This is a genomic window from Streptomyces sp. BK239 (assembly GCF_004217285.1).
GTDB lineage: Bacteria > Actinomycetota > Actinomycetes > Streptomycetales > Streptomycetaceae > Streptomyces.
Genome location: NZ_SHKS01000005.1, coordinates 537224 through 560694, shown reverse-complemented (window position 1 = coordinate 560694; position 23471 = coordinate 537224). Strand labels below are relative to the sequence as shown.

At 71.6% G+C, this 23471-nt stretch carries 26 protein-coding genes; 5 read left to right on the top strand and 21 right to left on the bottom strand.

Going from position 1 to position 23471, the window contains the following annotated elements; all coding sequences use genetic code 11:
* Positions 1 to 135 precede the first annotated feature (135 nt).
* From EV567_RS18970 to EV567_RS18940, 6 genes are all read right to left on the bottom strand, one after another.
* Positions 136 to 870 (bottom strand): transglycosylase SLT domain-containing protein, encoded by a 735-nt coding sequence (locus EV567_RS18970; protein ID WP_130441540.1) that lies wholly within the window; start codon positions 868 to 870, stop codon positions 136 to 138.
* 61 nt (positions 871 to 931) lie between these two features.
* Positions 932 to 1615 (bottom strand): transglycosylase SLT domain-containing protein, encoded by a 684-nt coding sequence (locus EV567_RS18965; RefSeq protein ID WP_130441538.1) that lies wholly within the window; start codon positions 1613 to 1615, stop codon positions 932 to 934.
* Positions 1616 to 2032: 417 nt separating this feature from the next.
* A complete protein-coding gene (locus EV567_RS18960) occupies positions 2033 to 3358 on the bottom strand; it encodes a PhoH family protein (protein WP_130441536.1) in 1326 nt (441 codons plus the stop codon).
* 363 nt (positions 3359 to 3721) lie between these two features.
* Positions 3722 to 4495: an isoprenyl transferase gene (locus EV567_RS18950; RefSeq protein WP_130441532.1), complete on the bottom strand. Its 774-nt coding sequence runs from the start codon at positions 4493 to 4495 to the stop codon at positions 3722 to 3724.
* 889 nt (positions 4496 to 5384) lie between these two features.
* Complete coding sequence (locus EV567_RS18945; RefSeq protein ID WP_130441530.1) at positions 5385 to 6194, bottom strand: methyltransferase domain-containing protein; 810 nt, start codon at positions 6192 to 6194, stop codon at positions 5385 to 5387.
* 1 nt (position 6195) lies between these two features.
* Positions 6196 to 7071, bottom strand: a complete 876-nt coding sequence (locus tag EV567_RS18940; RefSeq protein WP_130441527.1) for an LLM class flavin-dependent oxidoreductase — start codon at positions 7069 to 7071, stop codon at positions 6196 to 6198.
* A gap of 70 nt (positions 7072 to 7141) precedes the next feature.
* Between EV567_RS18940 and EV567_RS18935 the strand changes: the two genes are divergently transcribed.
* The gene (locus EV567_RS18935; RefSeq protein ID WP_130441525.1) at positions 7142 to 7519 is read left to right on the top strand and encodes a DUF192 domain-containing protein; all 378 of its coding nucleotides are present in this window, start codon (positions 7142 to 7144) and stop codon (positions 7517 to 7519) included.
* Here the strand turns inward: EV567_RS18935 and EV567_RS18930 are convergent.
* The 14 genes from EV567_RS18930 to EV567_RS18865 all read right to left on the bottom strand — a co-directional run bounded on the left by EV567_RS18930 (position 7494) and on the right by EV567_RS18865 (position 18646).
* Positions 7494 to 8108, bottom strand: coding sequence for an OmpA family protein (locus EV567_RS18930; RefSeq protein WP_130441523.1), 615 nt, complete (start codon positions 8106 to 8108; stop codon positions 7494 to 7496). The two genes, EV567_RS18935 and EV567_RS18930, sit on opposite strands and share 26 nt — an antisense overlap.
* Positions 8109 to 8115: 7 nt before the next feature.
* Complete coding sequence (locus tag EV567_RS18925; RefSeq protein ID WP_130441521.1) at positions 8116 to 8706, bottom strand: hypothetical protein; 591 nt, start codon at positions 8704 to 8706, stop codon at positions 8116 to 8118.
* A gap of 16 nt (positions 8707 to 8722) precedes the next feature.
* Positions 8723 to 9313, bottom strand: a complete 591-nt coding sequence (locus EV567_RS18920) for a pilus assembly protein TadG-related protein (RefSeq protein WP_130441727.1) — start codon at positions 9311 to 9313, stop codon at positions 8723 to 8725.
* A complete protein-coding gene (locus tag EV567_RS18915; RefSeq protein WP_130441724.1) occupies positions 9310 to 9540 on the bottom strand; it encodes a Flp family type IVb pilin in 231 nt (76 codons plus the stop codon). The genes EV567_RS18920 and EV567_RS18915 overlap by 4 nt, the downstream gene beginning before the upstream one ends.
* Positions 9541 to 9654: 114 nt before the next feature.
* Positions 9655 to 10407 (bottom strand): response regulator transcription factor, encoded by a 753-nt coding sequence (locus EV567_RS18910; RefSeq protein WP_242620890.1) that lies wholly within the window; start codon positions 10405 to 10407, stop codon positions 9655 to 9657.
* A gap of 14 nt (positions 10408 to 10421) precedes the next feature.
* Complete coding sequence (locus tag EV567_RS18905; protein ID WP_407071601.1) at positions 10422 to 11750, bottom strand: sensor histidine kinase; 1329 nt, start codon at positions 11748 to 11750, stop codon at positions 10422 to 10424.
* Between the two features lie 11 nt (positions 11751 to 11761).
* Entirely contained in the window at positions 11762 to 12649 is an 888-nt protein-coding gene (locus EV567_RS18900) for a DUF5936 domain-containing protein (protein WP_130441517.1), read from the bottom strand.
* Positions 12650 to 12664: 15 nt separating this feature from the next.
* Positions 12665 to 13609 (bottom strand): type II secretion system F family protein, encoded by a 945-nt coding sequence (locus tag EV567_RS18895; protein ID WP_130441515.1) that lies wholly within the window; start codon positions 13607 to 13609, stop codon positions 12665 to 12667.
* A 4-nt stretch (positions 13610 to 13613) separates the two neighbouring features.
* On the bottom strand, positions 13614 to 14951 hold the full coding sequence (locus EV567_RS18890) for a CpaF family protein (RefSeq protein WP_130441513.1): 1338 nt from the start codon (positions 14949 to 14951) through the stop codon (positions 13614 to 13616).
* A 13-nt stretch (positions 14952 to 14964) separates the two neighbouring features.
* Positions 14965 to 15336 carry a TadE/TadG family type IV pilus assembly protein gene (locus EV567_RS18885; RefSeq protein ID WP_130441511.1) on the bottom strand — a complete coding sequence of 124 codons (372 nt, stop codon included), beginning with the start codon at positions 15334 to 15336 and terminating at the stop codon, positions 14965 to 14967.
* A 1-nt stretch (position 15337) separates the two neighbouring features.
* Positions 15338 to 15745 (bottom strand): TadE/TadG family type IV pilus assembly protein, encoded by a 408-nt coding sequence (locus EV567_RS18880; protein ID WP_242620889.1) that lies wholly within the window; start codon positions 15743 to 15745, stop codon positions 15338 to 15340.
* A gap of 5 nt (positions 15746 to 15750) precedes the next feature.
* Positions 15751 to 16998, bottom strand: coding sequence for an AAA family ATPase (locus tag EV567_RS18875; protein ID WP_130441509.1), 1248 nt, complete (start codon positions 16996 to 16998; stop codon positions 15751 to 15753).
* A gap of 12 nt (positions 16999 to 17010) precedes the next feature.
* Positions 17011 to 17718: a Flp pilus assembly protein CpaB gene (gene cpaB, locus EV567_RS18870; protein WP_130441507.1), complete on the bottom strand. Its 708-nt coding sequence runs from the start codon at positions 17716 to 17718 to the stop codon at positions 17011 to 17013.
* 61 nt (positions 17719 to 17779) lie between these two features.
* Positions 17780 to 18646 (bottom strand): hypothetical protein, encoded by an 867-nt coding sequence (locus tag EV567_RS18865; protein WP_165430418.1) that lies wholly within the window; start codon positions 18644 to 18646, stop codon positions 17780 to 17782.
* Between the two features lie 291 nt (positions 18647 to 18937).
* On the opposite strand from EV567_RS18865, the gene EV567_RS18860 reads away from it, so the two are divergent.
* On the top strand, positions 18938 to 19447 hold the full coding sequence (locus tag EV567_RS18860) for a SigE family RNA polymerase sigma factor (RefSeq protein ID WP_130441503.1): 510 nt from the start codon (positions 18938 to 18940) through the stop codon (positions 19445 to 19447).
* Between the two features lie 86 nt (positions 19448 to 19533).
* Positions 19534 to 20793, top strand: coding sequence for a hypothetical protein (locus EV567_RS18855; RefSeq protein ID WP_130441501.1), 1260 nt, complete (start codon positions 19534 to 19536; stop codon positions 20791 to 20793).
* 160 nt (positions 20794 to 20953) lie between these two features.
* Here EV567_RS18855 and EV567_RS18850 read toward each other — a convergent pair whose 3' ends face one another.
* Positions 20954 to 21649, bottom strand: a complete 696-nt coding sequence (locus EV567_RS18850) for an SDR family NAD(P)-dependent oxidoreductase (RefSeq protein ID WP_130441499.1) — start codon at positions 21647 to 21649, stop codon at positions 20954 to 20956.
* 102 nt (positions 21650 to 21751) lie between these two features.
* On the opposite strand from EV567_RS18850, the gene EV567_RS18845 reads away from it, so the two are divergent.
* Positions 21752 to 22630: a helix-turn-helix transcriptional regulator gene (locus EV567_RS18845; RefSeq protein WP_130441497.1), complete on the top strand. Its 879-nt coding sequence runs from the start codon at positions 21752 to 21754 to the stop codon at positions 22628 to 22630.
* A 182-nt stretch (positions 22631 to 22812) separates the two neighbouring features.
* Positions 22813 to 23433: an MBL fold metallo-hydrolase gene (locus EV567_RS18840; RefSeq protein ID WP_130441495.1), complete on the top strand. Its 621-nt coding sequence runs from the start codon at positions 22813 to 22815 to the stop codon at positions 23431 to 23433.
* Positions 23434 to 23471 lie beyond the last annotated feature (38 nt).

Genomic DNA, 23471 nt, shown 5'->3' with positions numbered 1-23471 from the left:
TCCCTCACCGGTTCCCCCCTCCGGGTGACCTGATGTCGCCCTGGAGTCGTCGGCTTCGACCGTACAGGGCGACAGCCCCTCACCCGGGGACGGGGAGGGGCTGTCGAAGGAGTCGCGGCCGGGCGCGGGACGGGCTCAGTAGGAGCCGTTGGCCTGCCAGAACGCCCAGGCGTCACAGGGACTGCCGTAGCGGTCGTTCATGTAGTTCAGGCCCCACTTGATCTGCGTGGCCGGATTGGTCCGCCAGTCGGCGCCCACCGACGACATCTTGGAGCCGGGGTAGGCCTGGACGAGGCCGTAGGCGCCCGAAGAGGGGTTGACGGCCCGGTAGTTCCAGGTGGACTCGTGGTCCACGATGTTGCTGAAGCACTGGAACTGGCCGCTGGGCACGATCTGCCGGGCGATGGCCTGCACTTCGGAGACCGAGTACGACGACTGCTGCGGGAAGCTCGCGCTGCTGCCGCCCGTGACGGCGCTCTCGGTCGTGGCCTGGGCCGACTTGGCCTGGAGCTCCGCGCGCTCCTTGGCCTCCTGCGCGGCCTTGTCGGCCTTCGCCTTGTCCGCGGCGGCCTTCTGCTTGGCCACCGCGTCCTCGGCGGCCTGCTTGCGGGCCGCCTCCTCCGCCGACTTGCGGGCGGTGGAGTCCGCGGCGATGGCCTGGGCGTCCGCCTGCTCGGTCAGCGAGGCGGTCTGCACCTGGGCCTGTGCGCCTACAGGTAAGTCGGCGAGGAGAGCGGACCCGCTCGCCTTGGTCTCGGCCTCGTCGCCGGGCTGTCCGGTGTTGGCCTGGGCCACGCCCATGACCGCGCCGACAGTGGTGACCGCGGTGGCCGACACCACGGCGAATCCTCTGGCCGGTATCCGGCTCACACGTTTTCCTTAACTCTGGGCGTCAGATGGAAGTGGTGCGCGCGGCCGGGGCCGCCGGTGCTCAGTACCAGTGGTTCGCCTGCCAGAACGACCAGGCCTCGCACGGGCTGCCGTAGCGGTCGTTCATGTAGTTCAGGCCCCACTTGATCTGCGTGGCCGGGTTGGTGCGCCAGTCGGCTCCCGCAGACGAGTACTTGGACGCCGGCAGGGCCTGGAACAGGCCGTAGGAGCCGGAGGAGGGGTTGACCGCGTCGATCTTCCAGTCGGACTCGTGGTCCACGATGTTGCTGAAGCACTGGAACTGGCCGCTGGGGACCATCTGCCGTGCCATCGCCTGGATCTGCTCGACGCTGTAGTGGCTGAGGACGGGGAAGTCGGAGGCGCTGCGGCTGGCCGCGGCCTTGAGCTCCGCGCGCTTCTTGGCGTCCTTGGCCGCCTTCTCGGCGGCTTCCTTCTTCGCGACGGCGGTCTTGGCGGCGGCCTTGCGAGCGGCTTCCTCGGCGCCCTTCTTGGCGCTCTCGTCCGCGGCGATCGCCTGGACGCTGGCCTGCTCCGTCAGGGACGTCGTCTGGACGGTGGCCTGGAGGCCGACCGGCACGTCCGCGAGGAGCGTGGCGTCGCTCGCCGTCGCCTCTGCGTCGTTGGCCTGCGCGGTGCTGCCCGAGGCAACGCCGACGACGCTTCCGACAGCGGTGACCGCCGTGGCCGAGGCCACTGCGAATCCCCGGACCGAGATCCGGCTCACACGGTTTTCCTTCCAGCAGCGCCCGCCGCGGTGACCCTGGCGGACGCAATCGTGCCCCTGGCGCTGGCCTCCCAACTGCGGGGTCACGGAGGCGCGGGCCCGGTGGGCGACTCCCTTGCGGGAGAGCCGTGTGATGCTCGGGCGGCATACGACGCGGATATGGAGTTGAAGGTGGTGCTTCGGTGCTGTGGACCGCTGGGGGTACACGTGTGTCGTATGCGGGGCCTGACAGGAATGAGACTTTGCCGTAACCGGACGCCGCGAGGCAATTCCGAGTTGCGTGTGAAAGCTCACACCCCGTTTGGCCCCGGGAATTTCAGGGTTCGGCCACACATGGAGGCGCCGCCCGGCTAGGCTCACGGCCTTTGCCGGACGGCGCCAACTGCCGTACGGGCCCCGCGTAACGGGGCGAGCGGGTCAGATCTGCACGTCCTCCAGCATTTCGGTCACGAGTGCCGCGATCTGGGACCTCTCGGACCGGCTCAGGGTGACGTGCGCGAAGAGCGGATGCCCCTTCAGTTTCTCCACCACGGCGACGACACCGTCGTAGCGCCCGACTCGCAGGTTGTCCCGCTGCGCCACGTCATGGGTCAGAACGACCCGCGAGTTGGCGCCGATCCGCGACAGAACGGTCAACAGCACGTTCCGTTCGAGGGATTGGGCCTCGTCCACGATCACGAACGCGTCGTGGAGCGAGCGGCCGCGAATGTGGGTCAGCGGGAGCACCTCCAGCATGCCGCGGGCGGTGACCTCCTCGATGACCTCGCGGGAGGCGACGGCCGACAGTGTGTCGAACACCGCCTGCGCCCAGGGGCCCATCTTCTCGGCCTCGGTGCCCGGCAGGTAGCCCAGGTCCTGCCCGCCCACCGCGTACAGCGGACGGAAGACCATCACCTTCTGGTGCTGACGGCGCTCCAGCACCGCCTCGAGACCCGCGCACAGCGCCAGCGCCGACTTGCCGGTGCCGGCCCGGCCGCCCATCGACAGGATGCCGACGTCCGGGTCGAGCAGCAGGTCCAGCGCGATCCGCTGTTCGGCGCTGCGGCCCTTGATGCCGAACGCCTCCCGGTCGCCGCGCACGAGGCGGACGTTGCCGTCGGGCGTGACCCGGCCCAGTGCCTTGCCGCGTTCGGACTGGATGGTCAGACCGGTGTGCACGGGCAGGTCGGCGGCCTCCGGGACGTACACGCGGCCTTCCTCGAAGAGGATGTCCACCTGCTCGCCCGACAGGCTCAGTTCGGACATCCCGGTCCAGCCGGAGGCGTCCGTGATGGCGAGTTCGGCGCGGTACTCCTCCGCCAGCAGGCCGACCGAGGACGCCTTGATCCTCAGGGGGAGGTCCTTCGACACGACGGTGACGTCGAACCCCTCGGCCTGCAGGTTGCGCGCGACCGCGAGGATGCGTGAGTCGTTGTCCCCCAGGCGGTAGCCGGTGGGCAGCACGCTGGGGTCCGAGTGGTTGAGCTCGACACGGATGGTCCCGCCCAGGTCCCCGATGGGGATGGGGGCGTCGAGGCGTCCATGCTGCACCCGGTAGTCGTCCAGCAGGCGCAGGGCCTGCCGGGCGAAGTAGCCGAGTTCGGGATGGTGCCGCTTGGCCTCCAGCTCCGTGACCACGACGATGGGGAGCACGACCTCGTGCTCGTCGAATCGGGTCAGGGCGTTCGGGTCGGCCAGCAGGACGCTGGTGTCGAGAACGTAGGTGCGCCGGTCGGGCTTGTGGCGCTTTGTGCTGGTCACCACGGAAGGACGTACCCCCTCGGATGAGGTCGGGGAGCGACGGAGTGGAACTGGGCCGGAAGTCGGCCGTCTGCACGGGCCGAGAACCGGCCCTCCGCTGCGTCCGTGCGGACCGCACGGTCGGGCTGGTGCAAGGGGCCTCCCGGGCGGACGGCCCCGTGCCGTCCGCTGAGATCCGACACCCGTGGTTCGGGCGTCGACCTGCTTGGCTTATTCCCTCGAACACACGCCGCCATGCCACGGCATATGACGGCGCACCGGTGAACTCCGCGTTACTTCTGCCCCGAACGGGGTACTCGAACGGCCCATTGGGCCGCGTGTGACCGCTCCACAGTGCTGAAACGCGCCCCGGCCCGTGGCCGGTTGTCAGCCGCCGTAGCGGCGGTGGCGCGCGGCGTAGTCACGCATGGCGCGCAGGAAGTCGACCTTGCGGAAGGCCGGCCAGAAGACCTCGCAGAAGAAGTACTCCGAGTGGGCCGTCTGCCACAGCATGAACCCGGACAGCCGCTGCTCGCCGCTGGTGCGGATCACCAGGTCGGGGTCGGGCTGGGCCTTGGTGTAGAGGTGGCGGCCGATCATGTCGACGGTGACGGAGTCGGCTAGCTCCTCCATCGGGACGCCCTTGTCGTGGGCGTCGAGGATCATCGAGCGCACGGCGTCGGCGATCTCCTGGCGGCCGCCGTAGCCGATGGCGACGTTGACCAGTATCCCGTCCTTGTCGGCGGTGCTCTCCTCGGCTTCCTTCAGGGTGCGCTGCATGCCGGCCGGGAGGAGGTCCAGGGTGCCCACGTGGTGGACGCGCCAGCGGCCGTCGGCGGCGAGGGTGCGCACGACGTCCTCGATGATGCCGAGGAGCGGTACGAGCTCCTCCTTGGCGCGGTCGAAGTTGTCCGTGGACAGCAGCCAGAGGGTGACCACCTCGACGTCGGTCTCGGAACACCAGCCGAGGAACTCCTCGATCTTCTCGGCGCCCGCCCGGTGGCCGTGCACGGTGGTGGAGCCGGCGGCCTTCGCCCAGCGGCGGTTGCCGTCCATGATGACGCCGATGTGCTTGGGCACCTGAGCGTGGTCCAGGTGACCTTCCACCCGGCGCGCGTACAGCCTCACCAACAGGCCGCGCAGCTTGTCGCGCAGGTTCACGTGATTGTCAGCCCCTCCGTGCGGTGGCGGTCCCCGCGAGGCGCAGCCTACCTCTCCGGGAGCGGTCGGGTGCGAGCGGGGTGGGGTGCTCGGGCGGTTGCTCCGGTCGAGTCACCCGGATGCGGACAGAAAAACGGGCCGGTCCGTGGGGGGGGAGACGGACCGGCCCGAGGGGGGGTTCCCACCATAACCCTTCGTGAGGGATGCCGCGTGCATCGGCGCACCACAATTACTCTCCGAAACCGCGCGGCGACGGGCCGGTGGTCGCCCGGAGGCAGGCATTCGGGTGATTCATGGCCGGAAAACGGCGGATTCGCAGGCGAATCAGGTGGCGCACGGTGGAAGTGGAGGTGTTGAGGCCACTTCACCTCGCGGCGGGTCGCCGCACCCGGGGTCCCTCCGACGGGCTACCCCGGGCACGTGCGTCCCCTTGACGCCGACGGCACCGCGCGGCCCCCTCCTCCGCGCGGTGACGCCCGCGCAGCTTTGCTCACGCGAATTGCCTGAAACTGAACTTACGTGAGGCGGGGAGCAGATGCGAGCCGTTCGCGATAACAATGTGGAAACCGCGTGGAGATGAGGGTCACTCTGCTGCGGAGTGACCTGGAATGTCCGATTCCGTGCCGGGGTGCGGGGCTTGCGGGCCACCCTCTTCGCGGCGTTGCAGCGGCAGGGAGCCTTGAAGGTCGCGGAGGCTGCGGATGGCGCGCGGACAGCCGGGCGGTGGGTGCGCGGCGAGCGGGCAGGCGGTTTCGGCAGCGGTTCCCGGCCGCACCGGCCGGGGCGCGGACACGAACCCGCTTCCCGATCGTGAACCGCCCCGTGGCGATGGACTGTTGACGTCCAGTCAGCCAGGGCCGGGAGGGCGGCGGGCCGCCTGCCCTCCCGGTCAGCGGGACGGCTTGCGCGCCTCGACGAGGTGACGGGTGCTGTGGGCGACGAACGGGCCCTCGGACTCGATCCGTTCGTGCAGCGCGCGCAGCCGGGACTCGTGGCCCGCCACGGTGAAGCCCGGCACCATCCACACCACCTTGCGCAGGAAGTGGACGACGGCGGCGATGTCGTGGAACTCGACACGCAGCCGCTCCGCCCGCAGGTCGACGATCTCCAGGCCGGCGGCCTCGGCGTCGGCGCGCTCGCGGTCGGGGTGGCGGGCGGAGCTGACCTCGTCCGGCAGGGGGCCGAGGAAGTGCTCGACGAGTTCGAAGACGCTGCGCGGGCCCACGTGCTGCGCGAAGTAGGTGCCGCCCGGCTGGAGGACCCGGGTGATCTCCGCCCACGGCGGCCGTACCGGATGTCGGCTGGAGACCAGGTCGAAGGCGTCGTCGGCGAAGGGCAGGGGCGCGTCCTCGGGGACGGCGACGACCGCGACGCCGCGCGGCCGGAGCAGGGCGGTGGCCTTGGTCACGTTCGCCGGCCAGCCCTCGGTGGCGACGGTGAGGACCGGGGCCCTGGGGGCGGCGCGGCCGAGGGCGAAGTCCAGGACCTCCCCTCCGCCCGTGTCCAGGTCGAGCGCCGCGCTCGCGAGGGCCAGCCGTCCCGCCAGCGACACGGCGTACCCCCAGGAAGGCCGCGCCTCGGTGGCCCGCCCCTCGAACCAGGAGAAGTCCCACCCCTCGGTGGGCACGGCGGCGCCCTCGGCGACGAGGTCCTCGAAGGTGCGCCCGGCGGCGCCCCCCTCCTCGTGAGTGTGCGTCATGTCACTTCACCAGCGGTCGTACGGCGTCCCCGGCGAACCGGACGAAACCCTCGGGGTCGGGTTCGTCGGCCGTCGGGAGGAGGACGACGGTGTCGGCGCCGGCGTCGGCGAACCGCTGGACGGTCTCCGCGACCGTGGCCGCGTCACCGGCGACGCCCAGCCCGGGGGTGCCGGTGAGGCCGGTCGCGGCCAGTTCGCGGTCCAGGCGGGCGGCGGCGCCGGGGCCGGTGGCGGTGGTGAGGTAGACGACGATCCGGTGGTGTCCGTCGTCCCGGCCGGCCGCCGACCTGCCCTCCTCGATGATCCGGCGGGCCTCGCGCACGCCGTCCGGCGAGAAGGACTCGTTGAGGACGGTGCCGTCGGCGACCTCGCCGGACAGCCGCAGGGTGTGCGGGCCGATGCCGCCCACCAGCACCTCGGCGCCGCTCTGCGGGGGCCAGTCCAGGGCGACGTCGTCCAGCGTCACGTAACGCCCCCCGCTCGTGAGGCGCTCGCCGTTCAGCAGACCGCGCAGGGCGAGGGTGTACTCGCGCAGCAGCGTCAGCGGGGACGCGGCACGGACGCCGACCTGGCCCATCCAGTCCTGGACGCCGTGGCCGACGCCGAGGACGACGCGGCCCGGGAACATCCGGTGCAGGGTGGCCGCCTCCATCGCGGTGAGCGCGACGTTGCGCAGCGGGGCCGGCAGCAGTCCGACGCCGACGCGGACCCGCTCGGTCCAGGCGAGCGCGGCCGCCGCCGAGGAGATCCCCGCCTCCCGGAAGCAGTCCTCCCACAGCCAGAGTTCGTCCAGCCCGGTACCGTCGGCGAGACGGGCGATCTCGCGCAGCCGTTCAGGCGGCAGTTGGGGTCGGAAGAGGGCGCCGAGTGCGGTCATGATCCTTTCCTATCCGCCGTCCGCCGCGACGACAAGTGCTTTACGGATCAGATCCGGTGAGGGGAGCGCCATGGCGCGCTGGCGTGACGGACGGGGTCATCTGGTCGTGCGGGGGGAGGCGGGGGCGGTCACCGTCCCGCTGGAGATCGCGTCCTCCTACCGCGCCCGCACACGGGGGCTGCTGGGGCGGACGTCCCTGGACGGGGCGCTGCTCCTGTCCCCCGCCAACAGCGTCCACACCTTCCGCATGCGCATCCCCATCGACGTGGCCTACCTGGACCGCGACCTGCGTGTCCTCACGGTACGCACCATGCCCCCGAACCGCCTGGGCCTGCCCCGCCCACGAGCCCGGCACGTCCTGGAGGCGGAGGCCGGTGCGATGGCGGGGTGGGGGATGGGGGCCGGGGTGCGGGTGGAGGTCGTCAGTTCGTCGTGCGGGGGAAGGTGACCTCCACCCGGCGGTTCTTCTTGCGGCCCTCCTCGGTGGAGTTGTCGGAGATGGGGTACTGCTCGCCGTAGCCGCGCACCTCGAAGGTGATGCCCGGGTTGTTCAGGTCGCCGGCGAGTTCCGCCTGTACGGCGTCGGCGCGCTGTTTCGACAGGACGTCGCCGTGGGCGGAGGAGCCCAGGTTGTCGGTGAAGCCGAAGACGCGGACCAGGGTGGTGTTCTGCTTCTTGATCTCGGCGGCGATCGCCGCGACCCGTGCCTTCGCCGCCGCGCCGAGCCGCGCGCTGTCCTTGCCGAACAGGACCTCCGCCTGGAGGGCGAACGTCACGTCCGCGTTGGTGTCCTCGCGCCGCTCGTCACCCGACTCGTCCTCGACGACCTCCTTGATGTCCAGCACCTTGGGCTCGGCGAGGGTGCCGCCCTCGGGCAGCTTGAGGTCCGGGTCGTTGGCGTCGACCTTCACGGGGGCGGCGGCGGTGGGTTCGGTGCCCGGGGGGACGCTGGGCGAGGTGTCGGCGTGCGCGGTGGGGGCCGTGCCGACGATCACCAAGGTGGCCGTGACGACCGCGAGGGTGAGGCGTGGGGTCATGGCGGCCTCACCCGGAGATCTTGACTACCGCGCTGGGGAACAGCGGGAGTTGGAAGGAGACGTCGGTGGTGCCGGCGGGCGGGGCCGGGAACTGGAGGAAGACGTCGATCGATTCGCCGGCCTTGAGGGTGGAGAAGCCTGTGGTGGTGAGGGGGCGCCCTTCGGTGTCGCGGAGGACGTAGTAGCGCTTCTTGCTCTTCGAGTCGACGAGGGTGGCTCCGCCGAGGGACCTGCCGTTGTTCATGATCTCGGTTTCGTTGCCGCTCAACGCCGACGGGATAGTGGCGACCGTCCCACTGTCGTTCTTCAGGGAGCCGTTCACAGTAACGAAGCCACCGGAATCACGTACCGCAGCAGTGATCCGGAGGAGAAGTCCGCTCGGGCCCTTCAACTCGGCGATGGGCGCCTCGGCCTGCCCTTCTTGGGGGTTGGGCTGCGATCCTCCGGTCTTGGAAGCGGGCGACGAGCTCTGAGGCTTCTTTCCGTCGCCGTCACCTCCACCTCCACCGCCACACGCGGCCGAGCCCAGGGTGAGCCCCGCGACGACCGCCAGCGCGACCATCCCCCTTCGGGCCTTCGCCGTGCATCGCATGTTCATCACTCCGCTTTCTTCGTCAGCCGTCGGCCAGGTGGACGTCGAACAGGTCCTCGGGCGCGGGCAGGTCGGTCAGGTCCGCCGGGTCCAGCACCCAGTCGACGTCGTCGTCGCAGTTGAGCGTGGGCAGTCCATTGCCCGGCGGGATCTGGCCGGGAGGGTCGCACAGCGGCTCGATCACCGCGACGGCCTCGGCGTGCGCGAGCCTGCCCGCCGTGCCGGGCACGACCGACTCGCCGATGGGCTTGTTCGTGGCCACCTCGACTCTGTAACTCAGTGGGCCGTCAGGGGAGCATTGGGCCGTCGCGTCGTTCATCGCGGCCAACTCCACCGCCCGCTCGCACCGGTTGCTTCCGCCGTCGCCGTCGAAGATGTCCTGCCACTTCGTCGGGTCGAGAACGGCCAGCACCCACAGGTCGGCGAGCTCGTCCCTGGTCTCCTGGGCCGCCGCCAGCGCCGCGGCGTCCGCGGCGGTCTGCGCCTCGTTGCGCTTCACCGCCGCCTGACCGACCGCGAAGAACGCGAACGCGACAAAGAGCAGGCCCGCCACCACCGTGATGTAGATGGGGAAGACCTGCCCTGCGTCGCTCCGAAGGCGAGGTTGGCTCAGGGAGCTACCTTGCCGATCTGAGTGGTGAGCTTGTCCACGATCGTCTGCCCCAGATTCGTGTTCGCGATCAGCACTACGATCGCCACCACCACCGCGATGATGCCCAGGTACTCGACCGCCGTCTGCCCCCGGTCGCCGCGCCGGCGCATCGCCCGGACCGTCGTGTCGGCCCAGCCGCTCACCCGGGTCCTGGCCGCGACGGTGGTCTTCAGCATCAGGTCGCTCATGGCGTTCCTCTCCGTATGAGGCGTTACCGGCACGAGGAACGTAGGGCGCGAGGCGGGATGAGGGGGAGGGTCCCAGGGCCCAAGCCCGGGCCCAAGTCGTCGGTGTGCGGCGCGTCATGTCGTCACCGCCGTGCCCAGCCACTTGGCCGCCGCTTCGGCGCGGCTGCTGCTGTGCAGCTTGGCGAAGATGCGGTTGATGTGGTTCTTGACCGTCTTCTCGCTGATGAAGCAGGCGGCGGCGATCTGCTGGTTGTTCATGCCCGAGGCGATCAGGTCCATGATCTCCGCCTCCCTCCCGCTGAGCCGGAACCCTGTGCGTGACTGTCCCACAGGCGATTGCAGTTGCGAAAGCGGTTCCGTAAAAGTTCCTGAGAATGGGGGGAGTGAGCCTACGTCAGCATGTGCAGTCGCACCGGCGCGGAGGTGGGCGAGGGCCGCGGTGGCCGCCGTCGGGGTGAAGTGGGCGCGGCCCCGGCGGGCGTCCCGTACGGCGGAGAGCAGCTCGTCCACGGTGAACTCCCCGTGGACCAGGTAGCCGCCGGCCCCCCGCAGCAGGGCCTCCTGGACGATCCTGTGCTCGTCGCTGTAGGTGAGCATCAGCACCGGGGCGATCGGCGCCAGGTGGGGCAGGACGGAGAGGCCGTCCACGCCGGGCATGCGGACGTCGAGGAGGACGACGTCGGGCCGGTGCCGCAGGGCGGCCTCGTAGGCCTGGCGGCCGTCCGCGGCCTCCGCGACGACGTCGATGTCCTCCCGGCAGTGGAGCAGTGCGGTCAGGCCCGCGCGGACCACCGGGTTGTCGTCCGCCACGATCACGCGCACGGGCGTGGGGGCGGGTTCCCGGCCGGGCGGCGGCTGGTTCGGCATCGGGCGGCCTCCTCTCATGAGGTGAGCGGGTGGTCGGTCACGGCGTCGAGCGGGAGTTCCAGGAGGACTTCGGTGCCGCGGGCGTCCGGGCGGGGTCCGATGGTGAGGCGGGCGCCGACGGAGGCTGCCCGCTCGGTCATGCCGACGATCCCGAAGTGCCCTTCTTTCCGCAGCCGTTGCAGGTCGGTGTCGGCCGGCAGGCCGCGGCCGTCGTCGAGGACGCCGACGCGGAGGAGGTGGTCGTCCACACCCGCCCGCACCTGGACCTGGGAGGAGTCCGCGTGGCGGTGGGCGTTCTCCAGGGCTTCCGAGGCGATCGTCAGGAGCTGGCGGGCGACGGCGGGCGGGACGGGGAGGGAGGCGTGGTCGCCCGTGGCGTGGTACGTGGCCGGCAGGTCCGTGCGGGACGCGAAGTCGTATGTGAGGGCGGCGAGTTCGGCGAGGACGTCGACACCGTGGGCCGGGTCGGATTCCCGGCGCAGGTCGGTGAGGAGTTCGCGGGACTCGGCGGCGGCCCGGCGGGCGGCACGGGCGACGAGTTCGGCCTGTCGCCGTACCCGCTCGGGGTCGGGGTGCGGCGATGTCGCGGAGTGGGCCAGGCCGTCCGCCGCGAGGGCGACACCGTGCAGGGTCTTGGCGACGGAGTCGTGCATCTCGCGGGCGAGCCGGGCCCGTTCGGCGGCGACCGCCTCGGTGACGGCGAGCCGGGCCCGGACGGCGGTCAGGGCCTGGGTGGCGGTGCCGAAGCGCAGCATGAGTCCGCGCAGGGTGGACCCCACGGCCCCGGTGATGAGGCAGAAGCCGGGCAGTACGAGTCTCTCGGCGAGGCCCGTGCCCGACTCCCGCTCCAGGGTGGCGTGGACCAGCAGGAGGATCAGTGACTGGAGGGAGGCGAAGCAGGCGGCGCCGCGCCAGCCGTAGACGATGCCGGCGAGCAGCGGGGTGCAGACGCTGACGTAGGCGAGCGTGGTGTCGGGGCCGGCGGAGACCAGCAGCAGGGTGCCGAAGAGGGTGTCGACGGCCAGGAGGCTGGGGTGGCGCAGGAGGAGGGGGCCGAAGCGCTCCCAGTCGCGGAAGAGGGCGTAGGAGCCCATGAAGGTGATGACGACGGCCGCGCCCACCAGGCGGACGCCCAGGCCGGGGGTGGCGTTGAGGAGCGCCGCCGGGGCGGCCAGGGCGATCATGGCGAGGCGGAAGCCGAAGACCTGCCGGCACATCGCCTGGAGGGCGTTGATCTGAAGGGTGAGCGGCGGGCCGGTGACGGGTTCCCGGGGCGCTGTCCGGCGTCCTAACAGCGCTCTGAGTCCTCTGGCTTCCCGGCGCGCCGTCGCCGTCATGGCCATCCCCCTCCCCCCTACTCGCCCGTGATCGAGCTGAAGTCGGTGCCGGAGCCGAGCAGCATGCCCGCGCCGAGGAGGAGCATCGTGGCCGGGACCATGAACGTGGTGATCATCAAGGTGGCCTTGGGGACGGCGCGGGCGGCCTTGCGGCGGGCGTTCTGGGCGTCCGTGCGGCGCATGTCCTTGGCGATGGAGACGAGGGTGTCGACGATCGGCGCGCCCAGTTCCTCGCCCTGCTGGAGCGCGGTGACGAACATGGCGACCTGTTCGGAGTCGTTGCGGCGGCGCAGTTCCTGGAAGGCCTCGCGGCGGCTGACGCCGAGGTCCATCTGACGCAGGGTGATGCGGATCTCGTCCGCCCACGGGCCCTGGTAGCGGGACGCGACGCGGTCCAGGGCCTGGCGGAAGCCGAGGCCCGCGCTGACGACGACGGCCAGCACGTCGAGGAAGTCGGGCAGGGTGCGTTCGATGGCGTCCTTGCGGACGCGGATCGCGGACCAGATGCCGACCTCGGACCAGAACGCGGCGAAGGCGAACATCAGCAGGGCGATGAGGAAGCTGCCCTGGAGGAGCGCGGCGAGGACGCCGAGAGCGCCGATCGCGCCGTAGACCGCGCGGCGGGCCGCGTAGCGGTCGACGGTGAGTCCGCCGGGGTTGCCGGCGAGGTCGATGCGCCGCCGGTAGCGGGCGACCTGCCGGGGGCCCATGAGCCGCAGGACGGCGGGCGCGTACCGCATGCCCAGGCGGTCGACGAGCGAGCCCACCGCTCCGGTGCGGGTGGAGCCGACCTCCAGGGCGAGGGCGAGGTCGCCGGGGAGTTCCACCTCGGCGCGGTACATGCGGATGCCGGTGAAGACGCCCCAGACGGCGACGCCCATGAGGAGTGCGAGCAGGAGATCCATGCCGTGGTTTCCTCCTCAGACGTCGATGCGGGACATGCGGCGGATGAGGACGAAGCCGACGGCGTAGAGGGCGAAGGCGACGATCACGCAGGCCTGGCCGACGGCGGAGCCGGTCATGCGGTCCAGGGTGCCGTCCTCGACGCTGTCCATGAGGAACAGCGCCCCGACGCCCAGCGCCGGCACCGCGTAGGACGTCATGTTCACCTGGGAAAGCTGCGTGCGTACCTCGCGTCGGGTCTCCTTGCGTTCCTCCAGGGTCTCCGTCAGGTTGCGCAGGGCGGCGACGACCTGGCCGCCGGCGCGGTTGGAGAGGACCAGCGTGGTGACGAGCACGACCAGTTCGCGGGAGGGGAGGCGGTCGGCGAGTTCGCCGAGTGCGTCGTCGAGAGAATGGCCGACGGCCAACTGGTTCGCCACTTTGGCGAGTTCCTCTCCAGCGGGAGCTTCGAGTTCTTCCGCCGCCATGCCGATCGCGGTGCGCAGGGCGAGTCCTGCGTTGGTCGCGTTGGCCAGGATGCGCGCGAGTTCGGGGAGTTGGTTGATGAAGCGCTCGATGCGTTTCTGGCGTTGCCAGTTGAGGAACTGCCAGGCCGCCCAGAGGCCAAGGAGTCCGGCCAGTGGGCCGAAGAAGGGGGCCAGGGTGGCCTGGCCGATCAGCCACAGTCCGGCCACCGCCGCCAGCATGCAGACGGCGAACTCCCCGGGTGTGACGTCGAGTCCCGTCGCCGCCAGTTTCCGTTCCAGCCTGCGGCCCGCCGCCGTGCGGCGCAGCCGCCGGTCCAGGGTGCGGAAGCGGCGCCGGCGTCCGCTCGCCGCGGTCTGTCCGGTGTACGACAGCCGCTCCACGAGCGCCGCGCGCTGCGCGCGGCCCCTGGCGTAGACGTGCACGCCGGTGACGGCCAGGGCGCAGGTCAGCAGGGCGGCGCCGGTGGTGAGGCTGATGAGGGTGTCGAGGTCCATGCGGCTACCGGGCTTCCCTGGTCGTCAGTTCGTCGAGGGTGCGGGCCACGCCGAAGGCCTGCGGGACGGGCTGGCTCGCCATGTGGAGGCGGTCGGCGGTGCGGCGCGGGAGGGGGAAGTACTCGAAGACGCCGTGGACGCGGCCGTCGGCGGTCATCGGCCGGGCGTTGAAGCGGGCGATCGTCGCCAGCCGGTACGGCTCTCCGCCGTGGCTCTCCAGCAGGGCGATCTCGGTGATGCGGCGGGCGCCGTCGGCGAAGCGGGTGAGCTGGATGACGACGTCGACGGCGCTGTTGATCTGGTCGTGCAGGGCGACGAAGGGGATCTCGACGTCGCTCATGGAGGCCAGGGTCTGCAACCGCATCAGCGCGTCCTCGGCGCTGTTGGCGTGGACGGTGGCGAGGGAGCCGTCGTGGCCGGTGGACATGGCCTGGAGCATGTCGAGCGACTCCCCGCCGCGGACCTCGCCGACCACGATCCGGTCGGGCCGCATCCGCAGAGAGTTGCGGACCAGGTCGCGGATGGTGATGCGGCCCTTGCCCTCGACGTTCGGCGGGCGGGACTCCAGCCGGATCACGTGGGACTGCTGGAGCTGGAGTTCCGCCGAGTCCTCGATGGTGATGATGCGTTCGCCGTCGGGGATGAGCCCGGACAGGGCGTTCAGCAGGGTGGTCTTGCCGGTGCCGGTGGCGCCGGACACGATCACGTTGAACCTGGCCTGCACCAGGCCGGCCAGCAGATGGACCATGGACTCGTCGAGGGAGCCGAAGCCGATCAGCTCGTTGAGGGTGAAGGAGCGCGGGAAGCGGCGGATGGTGAGGGTCGGGCCGGTCAGCGACAGCGGCGGGATGATGACGTTGACGCGTTCGCCGGACGGCAGCCGGGCGTCGACCATGGGGTTCGTCTCGTCCACGCGCCGGTTGACCGTGGAGACGATGCGTTCGATGGTCTGCATCAGCTGGTCGTCGGAGGCGAAGCGGAGGGGGAGCTGCTCCACCCGGCCGGCCCGCTCGACGAAGATCGCGTCGGGGCCGTTGACCATGATCTCGGTGATGGAGGCGTCCTCCAGGAGCGGTTCCAGGATGCCGAGGCCGAGGGCCTCGTCGACGACGCGGCGGATCAGCTGCGAGCGTTCGACGGTGGACAGCACCGGGCCCTCGCGGCTGATGATGTGCCCGAGGACGCGCTCCAGGCGTGCCCGGCGCTCGGCCGCCGCGAGCGAGCTCATCTCGGCGAGGTCGATCTCCTCCAGCAGTTTCGCCCGGTACGAGGAGATCAGGTGGCCGTCCTCGCCCCGGCCGCCGTTCTCCTCGGGGGAGGTGATGCGGGCCCTCAGGCTCATCTCCGGTTCCTCCTCATGGGCTTCGGTGGTCGACCGGCATGGTGGCCGTCTTGTGGGCCTGGCCGAAGTCGGCGATGCCGGGGATGACGGACGGGATGTCGACGGTGGAGGTGACCTGGACCTCGTCGCCCAGGAACACGGGGCCGCCGCAGCGGGCGTTGAGCCGGCCGCTCACCGCCCGTGCGCAGTCCCCCTGCGCGTCGCCGGCGAGGGACGCGCTTCGGGCGCCCGCGCGGGCCGCGGTGCCGGCCTGCTGGGCGGCGTACGCGATCAGGCCCAACTGGACGGCGGCCAGCGCCACCAAGAGGAGGAGCGGGAGGAAACCCAGGTACTCCAGGGCCACCTGGCCCCGGTCCCGTCCCCGGCGTGCGGGTGCGTGCCGCATGTCAGTCGCCGTCCTCTTCCTCTACGGCGCCGGCGTGGCCGTGCACAGGGAACGGGAAGTCGATCAGGCCCGGGAAGAGGACGGGGACGTGCAGGGTGACCTGGGCCGTCACATAGCCCTCGCCGCCGCACGTCACCTCCGCGTTCCCCTTCCACGCCGGCGGCAGGTTCTTCAGTCCCGCCTGTTCGCACACCGCGGACCGCTCCCCCCGTGGCGCCGCCGTGCCCGCCCGTACCGCCTCGTCGGCGGCGTGCCCCGCGAGCGAGAACGTGTATCCCACCAGTACGAACTGCCAGACCACCGCCAGGGTCACGATGATCAGCGGGGTCATGCCGAGGAACTCGATCGTGACCTGGCCCCGGTCCCGCGCGAGCCGTCCGGCTCTCATCGCCTTCGCGGTCCCCCTCATCCCCCTCACTCCTTCCGCCGCCGCAGGCCGCCCGCGCCCCGCTCCCGGGCGCGTCCCCCGCGGCGCGCCGGCTCGGCCCCGGGCGCCCGGACCAGCCCCAGCTCCCCGGCGAGCGCCCACATCGCCTGCCGTACGGCGCCCTTGGCGTCGAGGTCGTGGACGCGGCCGGCGTCTACGGCCGCCTGGAGTTCCTTGAAGTTCGCGGGGACCGTGGTGGCCGCGACGGCGGTGCCGGTGATGCGCTGGATCAGCGCGGGCTGGATCTCCGTACCGCGGCCGTGGCGGTTGACGACGACGGTGGTCTCCTCCGCCTTGCGGATCTGGAGCCTGTCCCACATGCGGACGGCGCGTTTGGCGCCGCGTACCGCGACCACGTCGGGGGTGGTGACCAGCAGGGCCCGGTCGGCCATCTCCACGGCGGCGGCCCCGGCGCCGGCGAGCTGGGCGCCGCAGTCGACGACGACGACCTCGTAGCGGGAGCGCAGCGCGCCGACGATCTGGCGGGCGGCGCGGTCGGTGACCTCCTCGCCGCGTTCGCCCTCGCCGGGGGCGAGGAGCAGGGCGACGCCGCTGTCGTGGCGGAAGACGGCCTCGGCGAGGATGCGGGGCGAGATGTCGGCGATGGCGGCGAGGTCGACCACGGAGCGGCGGAACTGCACGTCCAGGTAGGAGGCGACGTCGCCGGTCTGGAGGTCCATGTCGACGAGGGCCGTGGGCCGGCCGGAGGCCTGGGCGGCCAGGGCGAGCTGGACGGCGAGCAGGGTCGCGCCGACGCCGCCCTTCGCGCCGCTGACGGTGACGACGGTGCCGCCGACGCCGGTGAAGACGTCGCCGCCGTGGCCGAGATGGCGTCGGACGCCGACCGACCACTGGGCGACGGACTGGACGCGGCTGGCGAGTTCCTCGTAGCTCAGCGGCAGGGTGACCAGGCCGCGGGCCCCGGCGTCCATGGCGGCCTGGAAGAGGCCGGGGCTCGCGTCGGTGGTGACGAGGACGACGCCGACGGCGGGGAAGCGCAGGGCGACCTCGCGCACGAGCTCCAACGCCGGAACGGGGCCGATCCGTTCGTGGACGACGACGACCTCGGGGAGTTCGTCGACGGACTCCGCGGCGAGGCGGGCGAGGGCGTCGACGAACTGGGTGGAGTCGGTGACGGGGGCGAGGGGCTCGGCGTCCGGGAGCTGGCTGAGCAGGGTGGTGAGGGAGCGGACCGCGTCCGCGTCGCCGACGGCCGGGAGGATCCTCGTGGGCATGGCGGCGGCCTCTCACTTGTCCGTGGCGAGTTCGTACGTCCGGTCCTGGTCGGGGACCGTGGTGGGGGTGCCGGGCGCCACCAGGGCGAGCCGGACGCGCTTGGCGAACGACTCGGCGTACGTGATGCGCTGGGCGTCGCGGGTGGACAGCGCGAAGGTGATGGGGACCGCGTCGGTGGGCCGGCGGGTGCGGTCGTCGGCGTCGGGCTTGAGCGCGGTGAGCTCGCCGACGTCGAGGACGCGGGCGTTGGTGACGATGATCTTCGACTGGTCTGGGTCGCTCTGCTTGGCGCCCTCGAAGGTGGCGTAGACGTTGACGGAGGAGCCCGGGGTGATCTTGCCGGCGACGCCGGTGGCCGCGTCGATCATGATGGCGACCTCCTGCTCGCCGGCCTGGAGGGCGGGCTGGTCGACGATCATGTCGGTCTGGAGCAGGGAGCCCTTCTTCAGGGTCGTCACGGCGATCTTGCCGCGGATGGCGGCGAGGTCGGTGACGGCGTTGTCGGACAGCCAGCGCTCGGGCATCTCGATCTTCTCGAACTGGGCCGTGGTGAGCGGCGTGTAGGGCGCGATGTTCGCCCTGAGCCGGTACGCGGCGACCTCCGGGCCGACCTTGGAGCGCACGTCGTCGATGACGGAGAGGACACCGGCGAAGGCGCCGAGGGCGCACAGGACCGACAGGAGCAGGAGGATCACGCCGCGGCGCTGACGGGAGTTCATTTCCGTGCAACCTCGTTGGGGTCGGGTCGAGCGGGACGGACGCGCTGGGTTCCTGGGCTGTTCAGCCGCCCGCGGTGAGCGCGCGGGCGGGGCGGGCGGTGATCTCTGCGGGGGGCGGCGGGGTGGCGCAGCAGAAGACGCAGCGGTCGCCGATGACGTCGATGCCGCACCAGTGGCACACGGTCTGCCGTACGGAGGCGACCAGTTGGTAGAGGACCGGCAGGTCGGGCAGGTAGGCGCAGAACTCGATCACCCGGCCGGTGCCCCACCAGTGGGCGGACTCGGCGGGCAGTCCGGTCTCGCGCAGTCCCTGCGCCTGCCACGCGGGGGCGAGGACGCCGGTGACCCAGTCGGACTGGAGCTGGCCGCGGGCGACCAGCATCCAGGTGGCGAACTCCGGCCCGGGCAGGACGTTTTCGGGGCTCGCCTTGACCAACCGGGGCTGAGGGTGGGCGAGGACGCCGAACTGGCTGCCCGGCATCCAGGAGCGGGCGTGCGACTTCAGGCCGACGGGGACGCGGTCGAGGCGGGCGACGGAGGCGAGGAGGGCGCCGGCGTGGATGTAGTGGGTGAGCAGCCGGCCCGCGGAGGCGAGGACGCCGGGGCCGAGGTCGCAGGAGGCCAACTGGCGTAACTGACGGGCCAGTACGGCGACGGACAGCGGGGGCAGTTCGGGCCGGAACAGTGCGACGCGGTCGCTCTCCAGGAGGGAGCGCACGGTGTGCAGCCGCTGCACGACGGCCGGCGGTGTGGCCCGCGAGTACAGGACGATCACATGGCCGTGCTGGTCGACGAGGGTCTGCACGGCGGCGACGGCCTCGTCGAGGGGGCGGCGGTCCAGGCCGTCGAGGACGGCCGCGGGCAGTGTCCGTTCGTCCTGCGGCGGCAGCGCCAGATCGGCGCCGGTCACGGCAATGGCAGTTGGCACGCGCAGCTCCCCGACTTCCCGCGGTCCGGTGCGCCGGTGTTACTCCGGTGCACCGGGGTGACTTCATTGCGTGACTACAGCAGCACTGTAACCACGTGGTTGTGGGCGGAGAACCGCTTTCGACGGCCTCTCGGAGACTGCCTTCGGCGCAAGTGGCGGCAAACCGGGGCAGGTTGCGCACACCGGCCCCCGGGAGAAAAAGTTTCCACCGGCCCTGAAACATTTCCCCGGGGCCGGCGCATCGGTGAGGTTGAGGACGGTACGGACGGACAGAGCGAAGAGGGAGAGCCGATGAGACAGGCCCGCGCGGACGAGTACGCGGAGTTCGCCGCGGCCCGGACGGGGCAGCTGTACCGGTCCGCCTGTCTGCTCACCGCGGGGGACACGCACCTCGCCGAGGATCTGGTTCAGGAGACCCTCGGCAGGCTGTACGTCCGCTGGGGGCGCGTCGCGCGCGCCGACAACCCCGCCGCGTACGCCCAGACCGTCCTCACCCGAGCCTTCCTCGCGCACCAGCGCCGGCGCAGCAGCGGCGAGCGCGCCGTGGACGTCGTCCCCGAACGCGCCGCCGGCGCGGGAGCCGACGTGACGCTGCGGCTGACGCTGCTGCAGGCCCTCGGCCGGCTGCCCGCCAAGGACCGGGCCGTCCTCGTCCTGCGGTACTGGGAGGACCGGTCCGTGGAGGAGACGGCCGGGGCCATGAACGCCAGTTCCGCCGCCGTGCGCACCCGGTGCGTGCGGGCTCTCGGCCGGCTGCGGGAGCTGCTGGGCGAGGACATCGGCGAGTACGCGCGGCCGTAGGACGCGCTGCCCCGTTCGCCTCGCGCCCGCACACGACCCCCACGACTTCTCTCATCACTTCGAGCCACGGAAACCGGTGGTGTGCCATGTCCGTCGACCAGTTCCCCGACCCCTTCGAGGAGCAGCTCTCCGTCGCCCTGCGCGACGCGGGCGGCTCCTTCGACACCGACCGGGCGGCGCTCGCCGCCGCGGGCCAGGCGCGTGGTCGCCGGCTGCGGCTGCGGCGGCGGGCCGCCGTCGCGGGGGGTGCGGCAGGGCTCGCCCTCGTGGGGGTGGGCGGGGCCCTGCTCGTACCGTCCGGCAGCGACCCCGGGCCGGCCGAGTCCTCCGTCGCGGCGAACGGGAAGGCCAAGCCTGCGGCGGGCGGGTTCTCGGCCCGCGAGGTGGTCAAGACGTTGGAGAAGCTGCTGCCGGGGGGCACGTTCAGCGGCCAGGAGGGCCGGGGGACGGCCGACGAGGCCGGGCCGCTCGCCTACGTCGTGTACGACGACGGCAAGGGCCCGGCGGCCGTTTCCGTGGGGCTGAGCCGGATCTCGACGGGGCGGGGCTTCGACCCGGCCCACGAGGTGCTGCCGTGCCCCGAGACGGGTGAGGGCGCGCCGTCCGGGCTGGACAGCTGCGAGTCGGGCAAGCTGTCCGACGGGTCCGCGATCACCGTGTTCAAGGGGTGGGAGTATCCCGACCGGCGCGCGGACACCAAGGCGTGGGGGGCGGAGCTGATCACGCCGTCCGGGCAGCGGGTGAACGTGTCCGAGTGGAACTCCCCCGCCGAGAAGGGCAAGCCGGTCAGCCGTCCCGAACCGCCGCTGGACACGGCGGAGTTGAAGCGGCTCGCCGCGGCGAAGGAGTGGCGCCGGATCATCGACGCCCTGCCCCAGCCGTCCCCGGCGCCGACCGCTTCGCCGAGCGCAGGACGGAGCGTGGGGCTCCAGCGGATCCTCGGCATCCTCACCGCGAGGCTGCCGAAGGACGTGAAGGTCGTCTCGCGCGGCGGGCAGGAGACGGAGTACGGCTATGTCGTCGTCGACGACGGCAAGGGCCGCGGCTACGTCGAGATCAACGTGCAGCCGAACATGCTGGACGTCGCCGACGCGCTGTACCAGGGGGCCGAGACCCTCCCCGACGGCACCCGGGTGAAGACCCGTCAGCAGCCGGACGAGAAGGGGCGCGCGGGGGTCGTCATGTGGACCGTCGACACCATGCGCAAGGACGGCAAGCGGGTCGTGGTCAGCGCCTACAACGCGGCCGGCCTGAAGACGGGGGCGACCCGGCCGGAACCGGTGCTCAGCATGCGGGAGTTGAGGGACATCGCCCTCGCGCCGCACTGGGAGTCGGTCGGCCGCTGATCAGCCACGTCCCACCGGCCGGCCTCTGCCCTCGGTCGGCCGGCGGGGCGGGGCGCCCCGACTCCCGCGCGCGCCCGCCGGCTCCCCCGGCCCGGCCGGGCAGCAGACCAGGGTGGTGACCTGGTCGCCTGCGCGCAGGGCCAGGTCGAGGAGTGGCGGATCACCAGGGCATTGCACCGTGACGGTCGCGGAAGGTTCCGGTCGGTCCGTCCGCCCCGAGGGTGGCGAGTTCGACGATCGCGTCGGTTCCCTCGGTCACCGTCTGCGGGCCGCTGTGCCCGTTGAAGTCGGTCGCGGTGTAGCCCGGGTCGGCCGCGTTCACCTTCACGTCCGGCCAGGACTTCGCGTACTGCGTGGTCAGCATGGTCACAGCGGCCTTCGACGCCGTGTAGAGCGGCGCGACGGCTCGGCCCTCGGCGCGCCCCGGGTCATGGGTGGCCGCGAACGACCCCATGCCGCTGGACACATTGACGATGACCGGGTTCGCGGACTTGCGCAGCAGAGGCAGGAACGCGTGCGTCACCCGGACGATCCCCACGACGTTGACCTCGAACACCTCGCCGGCGTCTGCGGCCGTGATCTCTTCGGCGGGGCGGTGTGTTCCCGACACGCCGGCGTTGTTGATCAGGACGTCGACGCGGCCCTCGCGAGCCTCGACGTCGGCGGCGGCCGCAGCCACCGACGCCTCGTCCGTCACATCGATCTGCACGAACCGGGCGCCGAGTGCGTCGGCGGCCGCCCGGCCACGCTCCGGATCACGAGCGCCGACGAGGACGGTGTGACCGGCCTCGATCAGGCGGCGGGCAGTCTCGTAGCCGAGGGACTTGTTGGCTCCTGTGATGAATGTCGTCGTCATGCGTTCACTCTCGGCCCGTGACGAGAGGACAACCAGTGCCCCGGGCGACGGTAGGACCGCCAGTACCAGGCACATCGGCTGTCCGGCGGACACAATGGCCGAGTGGACGAAACCCTTGGCACGGCATTGCGCCGCTGGCGCGACCGGCTTTCTCCCCTCGACGTCGGGCGGACTTCGCGGCCCGGACGCCGTGCGGTGGGGTTGCGTCGCGAGGAGTTGGCCGAGCTCGCGGGGCTGTCGGTCGACTACGTGGTGCGGCTGGAGCAGGGGCGCGCCACGAGCCCTTCGTCGCAGGTCGTCGCGAGCCTGGCCAGGGCCCTGCAGCTGCAACCCGTGGAGCGCGATCACGCCTACCGGTTGGCCGGCCTCCTCCCTCCCCAGGAGGGGACGATCTCCACGCATGTGCCGGCGGGGGTCCAACGGATGCTGGCCCGCCTGGGCGAGTTCCCCGTGGGCGTGTTCAGTGCCGACTGGACCTTGCTGTCCTGGACCCCCGCATGGGCAGCGCTGCTGGGTGACCCCAGCACACGGACACACGCCGAGCGCAACCTGGTGCGGGCGGTCTTCGCCACAGGGCCCTCGGGGCTCGCGGCCTGGCCCGTGCTCCCGGACGGCGACGCCCTCGGCCCCGCCCTCGTGGCCGATCTGCGCACGGCGCTCGTCGACTACCCCCGCGACCGTGGGCTGACGGACCTTGTCGAGGAACTGAACTCCACCAGTGCGGAGTTCGCCCGGCTGTGGGACGAGGGTGCGGTCGGTCCGCACGTCTCGGCCCGCAAGACCGTCGTGCACCCCCAGGTCGGCGAGGTGACTTGCGACTGCGACGTGCTCACCGTCCCGGGCTGCGACGTCCGCCTCGTCGTCTACACGGTGCCCGCGGGTTCCGCCGACGCGGAAAAGCTGGAGTTCCTGCGCGTCACGAACGGCGTCCGCGCCGACGGCTCCTCGCCTCCGGGGCCCGGTCTGTTGCACAGGCCGTGACGTGATCGGGCCGACCAGATCTCGTCCGGCGAAGGCGGTGGGCAGCGCCAGCGCCAACCCGTACAGCGTCCCGGTCGGTGCCCTTGCGTTCGTCGAGGGACCGTGTGGGTGCTCGTCCATCTACTTCGGCTGATCGCGAACGTAGGTGTTCCATCGCCGGGTCGGTTGGCAGGGTGACGGCCATGAGGATCACCAAGTTCGGTCACGCATGCGTTCGACTGGAGAGGAACGGCCGGGCGATCGTCATCGACCCGGGCGTCATGACGTCCGATCCTGACGCGTTGACGGGGGCCGAGGCGGTCCTCATCACCCATGAACACTTCGACCACTTCGATCCAGGGCGCCTGCGCGAAGTCCCGTCGGCCATCTACACCTGCGCCGGGGTCGCCCGGCACCTGAACGGGTTCAGCGAGCGCGTGCACGTGGTCCACGGAGGCGACAGCTTCTCCGTCGCAGGCTTCGAGGTGTCGGTGGCGGGCGACAAGCATCACTTCAGCCACCCGGATGCGGCTCCCGTCGACAACGTCGGGTTCCTGATGGACGGAGAGGTGTTCCATCCGGGTGACGCGTTGACCGTGGTCGACGCACCGACGTTGTTGGTGCCCGGCCAGGCGCCATGGCTGACGGTGCCCGACATGATCGGCTACCTGCGCCGGATGTCACCGCGCCGTGCGTACGCCATCCATGACGGGCTCCTGAACGAGTGGGGCCTGAAGGTCCTGGACGACGTCCTCGCCATGGAGGCCGAGCGGGCGGGCGCCGACATCCGGCGGCTCCACCCTGGCGAGAGCGTCGAACTGTAGACGGCGCAGGCCGGCTGTCGGGCAGTACCGGGTGCCGG

Bases quoted from the DNA above. Each gene is read 5' to 3' on its own strand.
- EV567_RS18945 (WP_130441530.1), bottom strand. From the start codon at position 6,194: ATGACGCACACTCACGAGGAGGGGGGCGCCGCCGGGCGCACCTTCGAG.
- EV567_RS18940 (WP_130441527.1), bottom strand. From the start codon at position 7,071: ATGACCGCACTCGGCGCCCTCTTCCGACCCCAACTGCCGCCTGAACGG.
- EV567_RS18935 (WP_130441525.1), top strand. From the start codon at position 7,142: ATGGCGCGCTGGCGTGACGGACGGGGTCATCTGGTCGTGCGGGGGGAG.
- EV567_RS18930 (WP_130441523.1), bottom strand. From the start codon at position 8,108: ATGACCCCACGCCTCACCCTCGCGGTCGTCACGGCCACCTTGGTGATC.
- EV567_RS18925 (WP_130441521.1), bottom strand. From the start codon at position 8,706: ATGAACATGCGATGCACGGCGAAGGCCCGAAGGGGGATGGTCGCGCTG.
- EV567_RS18915 (WP_130441724.1), bottom strand. From the start codon at position 9,540: ATGAGCGACCTGATGCTGAAGACCACCGTCGCGGCCAGGACCCGGGTG.
- EV567_RS18910 (WP_242620890.1), bottom strand. From the start codon at position 10,407: ATGCCGAACCAGCCGCCGCCCGGCCGGGAACCCGCCCCCACGCCCGTG.
- EV567_RS18905 (WP_407071601.1), bottom strand. From the start codon at position 11,750: ATGGCCATGACGGCGACGGCGCGCCGGGAAGCCAGAGGACTCAGAGCG.
- EV567_RS18900 (WP_130441517.1), bottom strand. From the start codon at position 12,649: ATGGATCTCCTGCTCGCACTCCTCATGGGCGTCGCCGTCTGGGGCGTC.
- EV567_RS18895 (WP_130441515.1), bottom strand. From the start codon at position 13,609: ATGGACCTCGACACCCTCATCAGCCTCACCACCGGCGCCGCCCTGCTG.
- EV567_RS18890 (WP_130441513.1), bottom strand. From the start codon at position 14,951: ATGAGCCTGAGGGCCCGCATCACCTCCCCCGAGGAGAACGGCGGCCGG.
- EV567_RS18885 (WP_130441511.1), bottom strand. From the start codon at position 15,336: ATGCGGCACGCACCCGCACGCCGGGGACGGGACCGGGGCCAGGTGGCC.
- EV567_RS18880 (WP_242620889.1), bottom strand. From the start codon at position 15,745: ATGAGGGGGACCGCGAAGGCGATGAGAGCCGGACGGCTCGCGCGGGAC.
- EV567_RS18875 (WP_130441509.1), bottom strand. From the start codon at position 16,998: ATGCCCACGAGGATCCTCCCGGCCGTCGGCGACGCGGACGCGGTCCGC.
- cpaB (WP_130441507.1), bottom strand. From the start codon at position 17,718: ATGAACTCCCGTCAGCGCCGCGGCGTGATCCTCCTGCTCCTGTCGGTC.
- EV567_RS18860 (WP_130441503.1), top strand. From the start codon at position 18,938: ATGAGACAGGCCCGCGCGGACGAGTACGCGGAGTTCGCCGCGGCCCGG.
- EV567_RS18855 (WP_130441501.1), top strand. From the start codon at position 19,534: ATGTCCGTCGACCAGTTCCCCGACCCCTTCGAGGAGCAGCTCTCCGTC.
- EV567_RS18850 (WP_130441499.1), bottom strand. From the start codon at position 21,649: ATGACGACGACATTCATCACAGGAGCCAACAAGTCCCTCGGCTACGAG.
- EV567_RS18840 (WP_130441495.1), top strand. From the start codon at position 22,813: ATGAGGATCACCAAGTTCGGTCACGCATGCGTTCGACTGGAGAGGAAC.